Source organism: Brevibacterium sp. UBA7493 (assembly GCF_002479565.1).
GTDB classification, from domain to species: domain Bacteria; phylum Actinomycetota; class Actinomycetes; order Actinomycetales; family Brevibacteriaceae; genus Brevibacterium; species Brevibacterium luteolum.
This window is the reverse complement of record NZ_DLOD01000002.1, coordinates 19,871-34,470: the sequence shown is the minus strand read 5'-3', so window position 1 is coordinate 34,470 and position 14,600 is coordinate 19,871. Positions and strand designations below refer to the sequence as shown.

The 14,600-nt window shown below is 68.1% G+C and carries 7 protein-coding genes and 1 pseudogene; 6 read left to right on the top strand and 2 right to left on the bottom strand.

Annotated elements, in window-relative coordinates; genetic code table 11:
* The first annotated feature begins 186 nt into the window (after positions 1 to 186).
* Positions 187 to 1,692, top strand: coding sequence for a hypothetical protein (locus tag B4E96_RS00480; protein WP_286955925.1), 1,506 nt, complete (start codon positions 187 to 189; stop codon positions 1,690 to 1,692).
* A gap of 2 nt (positions 1,693 to 1,694) precedes the next feature.
* On the opposite strand, the gene B4E96_RS00475 is transcribed toward B4E96_RS00480, so the two are convergent.
* Positions 1,695 to 3,746 (bottom strand): acetoacetate--CoA ligase, encoded by a 2,052-nt coding sequence (locus B4E96_RS00475; RefSeq protein WP_286955923.1) that lies wholly within the window; start codon positions 3,744 to 3,746, stop codon positions 1,695 to 1,697.
* A 35-nt stretch (positions 3,747 to 3,781) separates the two neighbouring features.
* Positions 3,782 to 5,446, bottom strand: coding sequence for a GntR family transcriptional regulator (locus tag B4E96_RS00470; protein WP_286955921.1), 1,665 nt, complete (start codon positions 5,444 to 5,446; stop codon positions 3,782 to 3,784).
* A 146-nt stretch (positions 5,447 to 5,592) separates the two neighbouring features.
* Here B4E96_RS00470 and B4E96_RS00465 point away from each other — a divergent pair, with 146 nt between their 5' ends.
* The 5 genes and pseudogenes from B4E96_RS00465 to B4E96_RS00445 all read left to right on the top strand — a co-directional run bounded on the left by B4E96_RS00465 (position 5,593) and on the right by B4E96_RS00445 (position 14,593).
* A complete protein-coding gene (locus B4E96_RS00465) occupies positions 5,593 to 9,063 on the top strand; it encodes a bifunctional proline dehydrogenase/L-glutamate gamma-semialdehyde dehydrogenase (protein ID WP_286955920.1) in 3,471 nt (1,156 codons plus the stop codon).
* Between the two features lie 66 nt (positions 9,064 to 9,129).
* Entirely contained in the window at positions 9,130 to 9,432 is a 303-nt protein-coding gene (locus tag B4E96_RS00460; RefSeq protein ID WP_102161076.1) for a cupin domain-containing protein, read from the top strand.
* 146 nt (positions 9,433 to 9,578) lie between these two features.
* Positions 9,579 to 12,359 (top strand): ExeM/NucH family extracellular endonuclease, encoded by a 2,781-nt coding sequence (locus tag B4E96_RS00455; RefSeq protein WP_286955918.1) that lies wholly within the window; start codon positions 9,579 to 9,581, stop codon positions 12,357 to 12,359.
* A gap of 188 nt (positions 12,360 to 12,547) precedes the next feature.
* Complete coding sequence (locus B4E96_RS00450; protein WP_259797911.1) at positions 12,548 to 12,964, top strand: DUF485 domain-containing protein; 417 nt, start codon at positions 12,548 to 12,550, stop codon at positions 12,962 to 12,964.
* A pseudogene (locus tag B4E96_RS00445) lies at positions 12,961 to 14,593 on the top strand (solute symporter family protein). Before B4E96_RS00450 ends, B4E96_RS00445 begins: the two are co-directional and overlap by 4 nt.
* Positions 14,594 to 14,600: the final 7 nt, after the last annotated feature.

Below are 14,600 nucleotides of genomic sequence, written 5' to 3'. Positions count from 1 at the left end.
GCCGCCCAGTGCGGGCACGCCGCTGATAAAAGGAGGATCATCACGCAGTTTACTCCCCGTCCACGCTGCCTCCGAACTCGGGGAGGCCCTGCTCTCGCGCGCTGCGGCGGCTGTGGATGGTGGGCGTGTGTCCACAGCCGTGCCCGAGGTGTTCTGTCGTGGGCAGGCGACCGCTGGACTGGGCGCATGAGACGAGTGAGCATTCCCGCCCGGCAGCTGCGCCGGGCCGCCGCAGTGACGACCGTGTCCGTTCTGGCTGCCATCGGCCCGGTGGCCGCCGCGCCACCTGTGCTGGCTGCCGGCCTGGCCGGAGGTGAAGTGCCGCCTGCCCTGTCAGGTCCGCCGGACCTGCGCCCGGACGTCGGACTCGACGGCGGCCCGCAGCCGAAGCGCTACCGCAGCACGAATGCCGGCATGTATGGACCTGGTCTGTGGCATCACGCTCCTGCCGGGCGCACCTGGTACGGCGCATACTTCTCCCTGCCGGGCAGTTCGCTGTCCCACGCGGCGGCCTACTGCATCGACGCCGGGTTGAAGTCGCCGTATCCGCAGTACTTCACGCAAGCGAACGGGCAGACTTTGGCGTCTGCGGAGACGGCGTGGGCGCTCTCAACACGCAGCTCGGCTGATGATGCCGGGATCCAGGCGGCGCTGGCGGCCATCGCCCGGCTCGATGAGAACCTCGAGCACGATCATGCGATCGCGCCCGCCGAACCAGGTGAGCTCGGCGCGGAGTTCGCAGAGGCGGCCGAGGCGTATGCGCACATCACGAAGGACGCCGCTGACCTGGCGGGACCCTACCGGGTGGAGCTGAGCCTAGGGGAAGGCGATGAGCTGGCTCTCGACGGACCGGCGACCCCGCAGCCGGCGACCGACCCGGCAGGTGAACCGGCCGAGGCCGGCAGCAGTCCCTTCTACCGTCCGCTTCAGGCTCGGGTCAGCGTGGTGTCCGCCTCAGGCGAGACGCTTGATGACATTCCGCTGACGGTCGAGGTCTCCGGCGGAGCAGTCGAGGAGACCGAGCTGCGTTCGGCTGCCGAACCACTGATCTTCAGTGTCCGGCCCGACCGCGGGAGCACCGAACCGGTGGCCGTCACGGTCACCGCGACCGGACTGCCGGCCACCGATGTCATCGTCTACGACCCGATCGACCCGCAGACAGGCGAACCGGCTGCACGCGTGCAGAGCATCGTGACCGCCGGTGAGCCGACGACGGCATCGGCCAGCGCCGAGCACACCATCGAACCCGCTCCCCCGATTCCACCCATGACACCGCCGATCGTCACCGTCCCGCCGATCGAATCACCGCCTGCCACCGAACCGCCTCCGACGCAGGAACCCCCGCAGGAGACGACGCCGGCACCTGAGACGACCGCTCCACCTGAAACCCAGGAGCCTCCTGAGACGCAGGCACCGCCGACGCAGACGCAGCCGGCAGAAACGCAGCCGCCGAGCTCCACGACTCCTCCCCCACCGGCACCGACGACGCCGCCTGAGGACAGTCCCGAACACCGCACCGCGGCACCCCTGCCGCCACCGACGACGCGGCCGCAGGCAGAGGCGCCCACCTCAGATGAGCTGCCGCGCACCGGCCCGGTCGGCACCGGCGCAGCACTCGGCTCGGCGCTGCTCCTGCTCGGCTGCGGCATCGCAGCACTCACCGTCGCTCGCGGGCTGAAACGCGAGGACTGATCTCAGCGGCGATCGCGGGCGAAGGCAGAGGCTCGTTCGATATACCAGTCGAGCACCTGCGGTTCGGCCGCAGTCGCCCGGTTGATCGACTCAGGAGCAGCGCCCTGGAAGATCCGCTTGATCGGCACTTCCATCACCTTGCCGGTGCGGGTCGTCGGCACAGCCGGAGCTTCGATGATCTCGTCGGGCACATAGCGCGGGGAGATCTGCTCGCGGATGGCTGTCACGATCGTGCCGCGCAGCTCATCGGTCAGTGCCCGTCCGGTCGCCGGGACGACGAACAGCGGCATGTAGTAGTCCCCATCTCCGAGCTCGGCACCGATGACCATCGAAGACTGCACACCGTCGACGGCATCGACGACCTGGCAGATGTCGGCTGAGCCCATCCGGATGCCACCGCGGTTGATCGTCGAGTCCGAGCGGCCGTGGATGATGAAGCTGCCGTCGTCGAAGTGGGTGACCCAGTCGCCGTGGCGCCACACTCCGGGGAACGCGTCGAAGTAGGCTTCGCGGTAGCGGCTGCCGTCCGGGTCGTTCCAGAAGAACACCGGCATCGAGGGCATCGGCTGGGTGACGACGAACTCGCCGAGCTCGCCGGTGACCGGCTGGCCATGGGAGTCGAAGGCCTGCGCATCGACACCGAGGTAGGCGCCCTGCAGGTGCCCGCGGACCACCGGGTCATACGGGTTCGAGCCGATGAACCCGGAGGCGATGTCGGTGCCGCCGGAGTCGGATCCCAGGTGGATGTCGTCGTGGACGTGCTGGTAGATCCAGTCCCAGGTGCTCTCCGGCAGCGGAGATCCGGTCGAGAGGATCTTGCGCAGAGCGGAGAGGTTGTAGCGGGCTGCCGGTGACAGCCCCGATTTCTGCACGAGGGTGAGGATCGCCGCCCCGGTGCCGAATGAGGTGGCGCGTTCGCGTTCGAGGATCTCGAACTGCTTGTCCGGCACACCGGCGACGGGGGACCCGTCATAGGTGATGATCGTCGCTCCGACGGTCATGATGTTGACGAGCAGGTTCCACACCACCCACGTCGTCGCCACTGCCATATAGCAGCGATCATCTGGAGTGAAGTCGTACTGCAGCGCGTTGGCCTTGAGCGCTTCGATCGTCACTCCGCCATGGCCGTGGACGATGCCCTTCGGCTTACCCGTCGTGCCCGAGGAGTACAGCACCCACAGTGGGTGGGAGAAGTCGACGGGCTCGAAGACCGGATCGACCGGGTCCGCGACGATCGCCGAGTGCAGTGTGGTCCCCTCGGCCAGCTCACGGGCTTCGAGCTCGTCACCGAGCTGGTCGATGAGGATGTGGTGTTCGATGCTCGGCAGCGCCTGACGCAGATCGGGCACGATCGAGCGCATGTCGAGGTGCTTGCCGTTGAAGAGGTATCCGTCGACGGTGATGAGGACCTTCGCCTCCAGCTGGGCGAAGCGATCGGCAATGCCGGTGAGCCCGAAGTCCGGGCCGACGACCGACCACACAGCGCCGACGGTCGCGCAGGCGAGCATCGCCTCGACGGCCTGCGGGATGTTCGGCAGCACCGCACACACGGTGTCGCCTGGCTTCACGTCGTGTTCGCGCAGCCAGGCGGCCAGCGCCCCGACGCGTCCGGCGAGCTCGCGCCAGGTCAACGACTCGCGGCGCTCATCCTCATGCAGCCCGACCAGCGCCTCAACGTCCGGGCGGGTGTGCACGCGGCGGAAGATGTTCTCGGCGTAGTTGCACGTTGCTCCGGCGAACCAGGTGATGTCGGGCATCTTCGTCCCTGTGCGCACGGGGCCGTCGCCGCGGTCGCCGATGACGTCGAAGTACTCCCAGATGCTGTCCCAGAACGCATCGAGCTCACGCACCGACCAGTCGTGCAGCTGCCGGTAGCCGCGGGTCTCGACTCCGCGGGTGCGTGCCAGCCACCGCTGGTAGTCATACATTCGGCTGGCTTCCACCCGCTCACGCGGCGGCGTCCACAGCACAGCGTCACCGCCGTTGGTCTCTGGGCTCATCTCTGCTCCGTCCTCCGGCTTGCCTGCCGGGTCGCTGGCGATCACCGTAGCCATTGTGCCAGCGAATGTGGCCGGCGTCTCATCAGCCGTCAGCCCGTCAGCCGCGCCCACAAGCCGATGTCGAAGCTGCGGTGCTGGACCATTCCGGCCATGTGCCTGACGGCGTTGTCGAGTTTGCCGCGCCAGGCGTCGATCGCTGAGTCTGCGTCCCCGCGTTCGAGGGCCTCGACGATGCGGGTGTTGTCGTAGATGATGCGCCGTGCAGCCGGTGAGTAGTCGACGCGCAGCACCGAGATGTAGAGCCGCAGCCGGAGGATGAGCGCTTCGAAGGTGCGGGCGGTCTGGGCGAGTCCTGCTGCGCGGGCGAATTCCTGCTGGAAGCGCAGATCGGCATCGCCGACGCTGAGCCCGGTGCGCAGTCCGAGCCGGGCGACGGCCGGGATCCGGTCGAGGGCATGCCGGACGGGCACAAGGTCGCGGCGCGGGCGGGTGGCCAGATTGCGCAGCAGCACGATGCCCAGTGCCTGCCGGCTGGCGTAGACGTCGAGCACATCGCGTGAGGTGATGACTGGGATGCGCACATCACCATGCGAGCCGTCGAGCAGCTCGTCATCGACCATGCGCCGCAGCGGCACGTCGACAGCCGCTCTGCCGATCCCGAGGCGGGAGGCCAGCTGGACTGGGCGGATCCGGTCACCGACGGTGTAACCGGAGTCGATGATCTCCTCGCGCAGAGCGAGGGCGAGCTGCTCGGTCAGGGAGGGCTGTTCGCGCGGCAGCCAGGCCGACACATTCGGAGCCGGCAGACCAGCAGCATCGCCAGCGCCAGAAACCCGGTCTTTCGATTCAGAACTCTTGTGATCTGCTGGCCTGGTTCCGGCGATCCAGGCGAGACCTTCCAGGCCGCGGGTGACCTGCTGGGCCAGGGCATCGAGCAGGTCGCCGGGCACGTCGGCGCAGTCGGCCAGCAGTGCTCGCAGCCGGGTGCTGAACTCCTCCAGGTCGGTGATGTGTGCGATCTCGGCATCCCGCCATGCCGCTGGCGAGAGGCGGCTGTCGTCGCCCGCCACAACGGCGAGCGGGTCGAAGATGAGAACGCGGTCGGCAGGCACCTCGGCAGCGGCGGTGAGCGCCCGGGTGACGGGCCCGAACCGGGATTCGGCTGCTGGACGCCGCGCCCAGGCGGCCAGCCCTGCCGCGTGCATCCCGGCGGTCACACTGGCCGCCCGCCGCGATCGAGCCCGGGGCCCGCGGGTGGAGATGCGGGCTGAGCGCGAAAGCCGGCTGGCGGTGATGACGGCCAGCGGGAACCCGACAGCGCAGGCCTCCAGGCGCAGCGCAGACCGGGACTCCTCAGCGCGCGACTGTGCAAAGGGTGTGAAGCGGGAGACGGCACGGCTGACGATCGGCTGGCTCAGCCCGGTCATCTCCGCGATCCCGCGCGTCGAATAGGCCCGGGCATCGATCCGTGCTCCAGCACCGGCGAGGATCGCGGCCACCACCTGATCAGCAGTGGCCTGCACGGCCGGCCGGCCGCTGCGCGGCCGGTCGGCCAGCCGCTTGTCTGCTGGCAGTGAGGGATCGGATTCCTGCCAGCGTCGCACCCAGCGCCGCACGGAGGCGGCCGAGACTCCACTGCCTGCAGCTGCCTCGGCGACGGACGTCCCGGCCAGCACCTGCTCGACAGCGTGCAGGCGCACCTCGGTGGGCACCGCGCGTCCTGCCACGGCGACCACCTCCTCGGGAACAGTCAATACTTCTGACTCATCAGTATGGCAGATCGATGTGAGATGCATGACGTGGCCGGCGGGCCGACCGCATACTGGGCGCACACGCGGCAGGACGCCGCAGGGCATATCGCTCGGTTCGGCTGCCCGGGGCAGCCTGGCAAGGAGGCACCATGATCGAGGACACCAATCTCACGGCCATCACCGAGGCCGCCGTCGACCGCGTGCGCCGGTGGCTGCGGATCTCGGCCGGCACGCCTGCGGCCAAGGACCCGGCCGCCGAACGGCTCGCCGCGATCCTGTCCGACCCCAAGGGCCTGGACTTCACCGTCGGCTTCGTCGACCGCGTCATCCGCACCGAGGACTCCCACTCCGCCGCCCAAGCGCTGCGCGAGGTCGCAGCGATGGCACCGGCGACGATCTCGGCTCTCGACCGCGCCCAGATCAAGGCCGGTTCGGCACTCGCCCCCATCGCTCCGCAGGTCGTCGTGCCCGCCGCCCGGGCCCGCCTGCGCTCGATGGTCGGGCACATGATCGTCGACGCCCGGCCTGAGCAGCTCGGCAAGGCCGTTGCCACGCTCACCGCTGACGGGCACCGTCTCAACATCAACCTGCTCGGCGAGGCTGTCCTCGGTGATGAGGAGGCTGACCGCCACCTGGAGCGCACCCACGAGCTGCTCGCCCGCGATGACGTCGACTACGTCTCCATCAAGGCCTCCTCGATCGCCTCGCAGATCAATCTGTGGGCCTTCGAGGACACCGTCGAGTACGTCCTCGACCGGCTGCGCCCGCTCTACCGCGAGGCCGCCAAGGCCCCGGCCGGTTCGAAGTTCATCAACCTCGACATGGAGGAGTACGGCGACCTGGAGATCACCCTGGAGGTCTTCACCCGCCTGCTGAGCGAACCGGAGCTCAAGCACCTCGAAGCCGGCATCGTGCTGCAGGCCTACCTGCCCGATGCGCTGGCCGCCATGCAGCGCCTGGCCGCCTTCGCCGATGAGCGCGTCGCCGACGGCGGGGCCGGCATCAAGGTCCGCCTCGTCAAGGGCGCGAACCTGCCGATGGAGCAGGTGCATGCTGAGATCGCCGGCTGGCCGTTAACGACCTGCCCGTCGAAGGAGGCCACCGACGCCAACTACAAGCGCGTGCTGCACTGGCTGTTCCAGCGCGAGCGGATGACCGGGCTGCGCATCGGCGTGGCCGGCCACAACCTCTTCGACATCGCCTTCGCCCACGAGCTGTCCCTGTCGCGCGGGGTCGCCGACCGGGTCGAGTTCGAGATGCTGCAGGGCATGGCGACTGAGCAGTCGGCGGCGATCAGCGCCGATGTCGGCCAGCTGCTGCTCTACGTACCGGCCGTCCACCCGGCTGAGTTCGACGTCGCGATCTCCTACCTCGTCCGCCGCCTGGAGGAGAACTCGTCTGCGGAGAACTTCATGTCGACGATCTTCGAGCTGCGCAACGGCAACGCCGCCTTCCGCCAGGAAGAGGAGCGCTTCCGCGCCGCCGTCGACGATCTCAAGGAGATCCTCGCCGCTGACGGTGAGACGGCCCCGCGCCCGAACCGCACGCAGGACCGCACCCAGGAGTACGCCGGCGACCACCGCCTCGGCGAGTTCGTCAACGAACCCGACACCGACCCGGCACTGCCGGCCAATCAGCGCTGGGCCGAGCAGCTCATCGAACCGGTGCGCGCCGGTGACTGGCTGGCCGGCCGCCCCGCTCCCGAGGCGGTGGAGTCGGTTGCCGATATGGAGTCCCGGATCGCTGCGGGCAAGGCCGCTGCGAGCGGCTGGCGGGAGCTCGGTGCCGCCGGCCGCGGGCAGATCCTGCTGGCTGCCGCCGACATCTTCGCCAACCGCCGCGGGGAGTTCCTCACCACAATGGCCGCCGAGGCCGGCAAGACCTTCGCGCAGTCCGACCCGGAGGTCTCCGAGGCGATCGACTTCATCCGCTACTACGCCGGCCAGGCCCTCGAACTCCAGCAGATCGCCGGCGCCCGGTTCGAACCCGATGAGCTCGTCGTCGTGACCCCGCCGTGGAACTTCCCGGTCGCGATCCCGACCGGTTCGACCGTCGCCGCACTGGCCGCCGGCGCCTCGGTCATCCACAAGCCGTCCTCACCGACCCCGCACTGCTCGGCCCTGCTCGTCGAATGCCTGTGGCAGGCCGGTGTGCCGCGCGAGGTGCTGCAGATCGTCGCCCCGAGCGAGGGCGACATCGGCAAGGCGCTGCTCGCCCACCCCGACGTCGACCGCGTCATCCTCACCGGCGCCTCGGAGACGGCCTCGCTGTTCAAGAGCTTCAACCCCGAACTCGAGATCAACGCCGAGACCTCGGGCAAGAACGCTCTGGTCATCACCCCGGCCGCCGACCGCGATCTCGCTGTCGCCGACCTCGTGGCCTCCGCGTTCGGCCATGCCGGGCAGAAGTGCTCGGCGGCATCGCTGGGCATCCTCGTCGGCTCGGTGTACGACTCCGAGCGCTACCGCCGGCAGATCGTCGACGCCGCCTCCTCGATGGTCGTCGACTACCCGACGAACCTCTTCGCCGAGATGGGCCCGCTGACCGAAGAGCCCTCCGAGAAGCTCGAACGTGCCTTCACCCAGCTCGACGAGGGCGAATCGTGGCTGGTCGAGCCGAAGATGCTCGACGACTCCGGCCGGCTGTGGAGCCCCGGCGTCAAGGACGGCGTCAAGCCCGGCTCGTTCTTCCACCTCACCGAATGCTTCGGCCCGGTGCTCGGCCTCATGCACGCGAAGGACCTCGATGAGGCCCTTGAGCTGCAGAACGCCGTCGACTTCGGCCTGACCGCCGGCATCCACTCACTCGACACCTCCGAGGTCGCCCAGTGGCTCGACGAGGTCGAGGCCGGCAACGTCTACGTCAACCGCGGCATCACCGGCGCGATCGTGCGCCGTCAGCCCTTCGGCGGCTGGAAGCTGTCCTCGGTGGGTCTCGGCTCGAAGGCCGGCGGACCGAACTACCTCATGCTCTTCGGCGACTGGCGCGATGCCGAGCTGCCCGGCGACGCGCACGCGACCGCCGGCACCGGTTCGGACTGGCTGGCGAAGGCCTACGGCGATGATGAGAAGGTCTACCGGGAGTTCTTCGGCAAGCCGGCCGACCCGACCGATCTGCAGGCTGAGGCCAACATCTTCCGCCACCTGCCCCGTCCAGTCACGATCCGTGTGACTCCCGATGCCGTGGGCGACCATGTGCGCCGCACCGCCCATGCCGGCCGGACCGTCGGCGCCCCGCTGCTCGTCTCGGTCCACCCCGACTGCTCCGACGAGCTTGTCGAAGCCGCCCGCGACGCACTGCAGGCGAGCACCGCCTCGGCGACGGACACCTCCGCCGAGGTGGTAGTCGAGACCGCCGACGCGTTCGCTTCCGCCGTGGCGGACGGCAACTACGACGACACCGTCGGCGCCCGGATCCGGATCGTCGGCTCGGTCGAACCGGAGCTGCGGGAGGCGACCGTCGATCGTCCCGAGGTCGCGCTCATCGACCAGGACGTCGTGAGCTCAGCCCGCGTCGAGCAGCGCTACTACGTCCACGAGCAGGCGATCTCGATGACGCTGCACCGGTTCGGCAACCCGAGCAGCGACTTCCACGAGCTCGCACACGACCTCATGGGCTGAGTCCCGCCCGATCGCAGCCATGGCCGCGGACGCATGATCGCATGCGCCCGCGGCTATGCTGTTTGCATGAGCGAGTACACCCAGGCGATTGCGACCGTCCAGATCGACAACGAGTTCACCCGCGTGACCGAATGGCGTTTCCCGCCGGGCTCGGAGACGACGATGCACGTTCATGAGATGGACTATGTCGTCGTGCCGACCGAACCGGGCACGCTGACGGTGGTGACACCGGAAGAGACGTTCGAGAACGTGCTCGTCCCCGGTGCCAGCTACACCCGGCCAGTCGGCAGCGAGCATAACGTCATCAACAAGTCCGACACCGAATGCGCCTTCGTCGAGGTCGAGTTCAAGCAGCGCACCGGCAGCTGAACCTGCCGAGATTGCTGACAGGTTACGTGTTGTTCAGCAGAACTTCGGACCGGGCTCCCGATTTCTGAGTGAATCCTGGGTACCGTGGAAGAGTCTCATCTGCACTCCCGGTCATCCGGGGTGCACTTCGACTGAAGGATTCCTCCATGCACTCCCTCCACCTGCGCGCAACGGCTGTGGCCGGTTCCGTGCTCATCGCAGCCGGCACCTCCGGTGCGCTCATCGCCATTCCGGCGGCTGCGGCACCGGCCGGCACGGCGACGATCTCCGAGATCGCCTACGCCGGTGCCGACGACACCGACTTCATCGAGATCGCCGCTGATCCCGGCACCGACCTCTCCGGCTGGACCGTCGGCTCGGTCACCCGTGGCGGCGACCCGCAGTCCGACGCCCACGTCGTGACCCTGCCGGCTGGCACCACTGCCCCGGACTCCGGCGCGCACGCGGTGATGGTGCCGATCACCAACTCCGTCAAGTCCGGCACCGCCGCCGATGGCGCATACGGCTCCTCTGCCTTCGTCGTCGATGCCGACGGCGAGCTGCAGGACTTCGCACAGGTCGGCGGCACCGCCGGCGGCCGCGGCGTCACCGCAGGTTCCAGCGACCAGCTGCCCGAGGCGGCTCAGGGCGCGCAGGCGACCCCGACCGGGGCCACGGCCCCGAAGGGCCAGTCGATCCAGAAGTCCGGCAGCAGCTGGAGCGCCGGCACACCGACTCCCGGCGAACTCTCCGGCGACGCACCGAACCCCGACCCGACAGACGACCCCACCGACGATCCGACGGATCCGGCCAACCTCACCCCGATCTCCGAGATCCAGGGCACCGGTCAGACCAGCCCGCTCGACGGCAAGACCGTCAGCACCCGCGGTGTCGTCACCGCCGCCTACCCCGAGGGCGGCCTCGACGGGTACTTCATCCAGACCGCCGGCAGCGGCGGCGACGCCCACCAGGTGCCCGGCGCCTCAGAGGGCCTGTTCGTGTACTCGAAGGACACCGTCGGCACGGTCAAGCCCGGCGTGCACGTCGAGGTCACCGGCACGGTCAGCGAATACTACGGCCAGACCCAGATCACCGTGACCGGCAGCGGCCTGACCGAGCTGAGCGAGCCGGCTGAGGCACCCAAGCCGTTCACCGGCGCACTGCCGGACGGCGATGAGGCCCGCGAATCACTCGAGGGCATGCTCGTCCACCCGGCCGGCCCGATCACCGTGGCCGACACCTACACCGCCAACCGCTACGGCGAGGTCGGCCTGACCAACGGCACGAAGCCGCTGCGCCACCACACCGACGCCCACCGCCCCGGCACCGATGAGGCCAAGAAGCTCGAAGCGGAGAACAACGATCGCTTCTACCTCCTCGACGACGGCGCGACCCGCGACTTCACCGGCAAGGCCAGCGACGTGCCGGTGCCCTACGTCTCCCTCGACAACCCGGTGCGCGTCGGCACTGAGGCGACCTTCACCTCGGCGGCGGTGCTCGGCTACGGACACGACACCTGGCGTCTGCAGCCCACCGCGACCGTCACCGGTGACAACGAGGACGAGGCCGCTCCGGCGACGTTCGCCAACAACCGTCCGGCCGCTCCCGAGGCGGTGGGCGGGCAGCTGAGCATCGCCAGCTACAACGTGCTCAACTACTTCCCGACCACCGGTGACGAGCTCTCAGGCTGCCAGTACTACACCGACCGCGAGGGCAACCCGATCACCGTGCGCAGCGGCTGCGCTGCCCGCGGTGCGGCCAACGCCGAGAACTTCGAACGCCAGCAGACCAAGATCGTCAACGGCATCAACACCCTCGATGCCTCGATCGTCGCGCTCGCGGAGATCGAGCAGTCGGCGGCCTTCGGCAAGGACCGCGACGACGCACTCAACCAGCTCGTCGACGCGCTCAACGCCGCTGCCGGTTCTGAGAAGTGGGCGGCTGCGGCCAGCCCCGAACAGGTCCCGGCCGTCGGTGAGGATGTCATCCGCACCGCGTTCATCTACCAGACCGCGAAGGCCGAGCCGGTCGGCACCCCGGCGGTCCTCGACAACGCGGCCTACAAGAACGCCCGCGCCCCGCTCGCGCAGGCCTTCGCGAAGCCCGGTGACACCGAGGCGGAGTTCGTCGCGATCGTCAACCACTTCAAGTCCAAGGGCTCCGGCTCCGGTGACGGCAACGAGGACTCCGGCGACGGCCAGGGCGCCTCGAACGCCGACCGCGTCAAGCAGGCGAAGGCGCTCGTGGGGTTCGCCGATGAGCAGAAGAAGGCCACCGGAACCGATAAGGCGTTCCTGCTCGGCGACTTCAACTCCTACACCTTCGAAGACCCGATGCAGGTGTTCTACGAGGCCGGTTACACCAACCTCGGCGAGGAGCACACCGACGAGCAGACCTATCTGTTCGGCGGCTGCGTCGGCAGCCTCGACCACATCCTCGCCAGCGCAGAACTCGCGGGCTCTGTCACCGGTGCCGATGTGTGGAACATCAACTCCGGTGAGTCGGTCGGGCTGGAGTACAGCCGCTACAACAACAACGTCCGCAAGCTCTACGACGATTCGGTCTTCCGCTCCTCGGACCATGATCCGCTCATCGTCGGCTTCAACGTCGACGAGGAGGCCGGTGAAGAGCCGACCGACGATCCGAGCCAGGATCCGACGGTCGACCCGACGGTGGATCCAAGCGACGACCCCTCCGATGACAACGGAGACGATCAGGGCAACAACGACGACGACCAGGGTCAGAACGATGATGACCAGGGCCAGGACGACGGGGACCGCAAGGGCTCGCCGGACTCGTCGAAGGATCCGCGCACGGATCGCCAGTACTCAGCTGACGATCGCCGCCTGCCGCGCACGGGCATGGAGCTCGGCAGCCTGGCCGTGGCCGGTGTGCTCGTCGGCCTCGGTGCCGGTGCGGTCGCACTGACCCGCCGCCGCAAGGGCTGACCAGGGCGTATACCTGTCCACGCAGACGCCGGCTGGAGACCGCAGGGTCCCCGGCCGGCGTTTTCTGTGTGCAAGATCACAACATCTTGACAACAGACTGAATGATGTGGTGTCGGTCACAGTTTCATCGGCGTATTGTTTCGCAGAGCCGCGTCCAATCCTGCGGCAGCGAAAGGAATGGTGTCCCAGTGTCTCCACCGACCGCAGCTATCGACTTCGAGAAAGTCGAATCCCAACCGGAGTTCCAAGCGCTGAAGAAGAAGCACCGCTCGCTGGTGCTGCCGCTGAGCGCGTTCTTCTTCCTCTGGTACTTCGCCTATGTCCTGCTCGGCGCCTATGCCCATGACTTCATGGCGACCCCGGTGATCGGCAACATCAACCTCGGCATCTTGCTCGGCCTCGGCCAGTTCGCCACAACCTTCATCATCACGATGGTCTACGTTCGGTTCGCCAACCAGCGCATCGACCCGGCAGCCAACGAGATCCGCCTGATGCTGGAGAAGCAGGCCGCCGACTTCGCCGAACGCCCCGCAGACACCCCCGGCGCCCATACCGTCGGCAAAGCCGCAGAGACCCCCGCCGAGAACGAGGAGGGCCAACGATGACGCTCGCAGCCGCACTGACCACGGTGGCCCAGGACAATCCCACCGCAGAGAACAATCCCGTCCTCAACATCGCGATCTTCCTCGTCTTCGTCGCCATCACGATGACGATCGTCTTCCGTGTCGCCAAGCGCAATGCGAGCGCTTCCGACTTCTATGCCGGTGGCCGATCGTTCTCCGGCCCGCAGAACGGCTTTGCGATCTCCGGGGACTACCTCTCAGCCGCCTCCTTCCTCGGCATCGTCGGTGCCATCGCGGTGACCGGCTACGACGGCTTCCTCTACTCGATCGGCTTCCTCGTCGCCTGGCTCGTCGCACTGCTGCTCGTCGCCGAGCTCATGCGCAACACCGGCAAATTCACGATGGCCGATGTGCTCTCCTTCCGCCTCAAGCAGCGCCCCGTGCGCCTGGCTGCGGCGATGTCGACACTGGCGGTGTGCTTCTTCTACCTGCTCGCCCAGATGGCCGGCGCCGGTGGACTCGTGTCCCTGCTGCTGGGCATCGACAGCAAGACCGGCCAGTCGATCGTCGTCGCCGTCGTCGGCGTGCTCATGATCATGTACGTCTTGTTCGGCGGCATGAAGGGCACCACCTGGGTGCAGATCGTCAAGGCTTTCCTGCTCATCGGCGGCGCTGGCATCATGACCGTCTGGGTGCTGGCGATCAACGGGTTCAACTTCTCCCAGCTGCTTGGCGATGCCGTTGCCAACGGCGACTGCTGACCCGCCCGAGGCGCTGCTCGCCCCAGGACTCAAGTACGGCGCGCTGCCGATCGACTTCGTGTCCCTGTCGATCGCTCTGGTGCTCGGCACCGCTGCGCTGCCGCACGTGCTCATGCGCTTCTACACCGTCCCGACCGCACTTGAAGCCCGCCGCTCGGTAGTCTGGGCGATCTGGCTCATCGGCATCTTCTACCTCTTCACCCTGGTGCTCGGCTACGGCGCTGCCGCCATGGTCGGCTCCGAGGCGATCGAGAACGCCCCAGGCGGAGTGAACTCGGCAGCACCGCTGCTCGCGCTCGAACTCGGCGGGCCGATCCTGCTCGGCACGATCTCGGCAGTCGCCTTCGCCACGATCCTCGCCGTCGTCGCCGGCCTGACGATCACCGCAGCAGCATCGTTCTCGCACGACATCTACAACTCAGTCATCAAGCGCGGCACCGTCACACAACAGACCGAGGTGAAGGTCGCCCGCATCACCGTACTGGCGATCGGCGGTGTCGCGATCTTCGGCGGCATCGGCGTGCAGGGACAGAACATCGCCTTCCTCGTCGCCCTGGCCTTCGCGGTTGCGGCGAGCGCGAACCTGCCGACGATCCTGTACTCGCTGTTCTGGCGCCGATTCACCACCCGCGGTGCGGTGTAGTCGATCTACGGCGGGCTCATCACCGCCGTCGGCCTCATTGCGATCTCCCCGGTGGTCTCCGGCACGGAGACAGCGATGCTCGGGCCGAACATCGACTTCGCGATCTTCCCGCTGCAGAACCCGGGCATCATCTCGATTCCTGTCGGATTCCTGCTCGGCTTCATCGGATCACTGACCGGCAAGCGCGGTGAGGATCCGAAGCTCGCAGCCGAAATGGAGGTCCGCTCGATGACCGGCTACGGCGCAGAGAAGGCCGTCGAACACTGAGCGACAC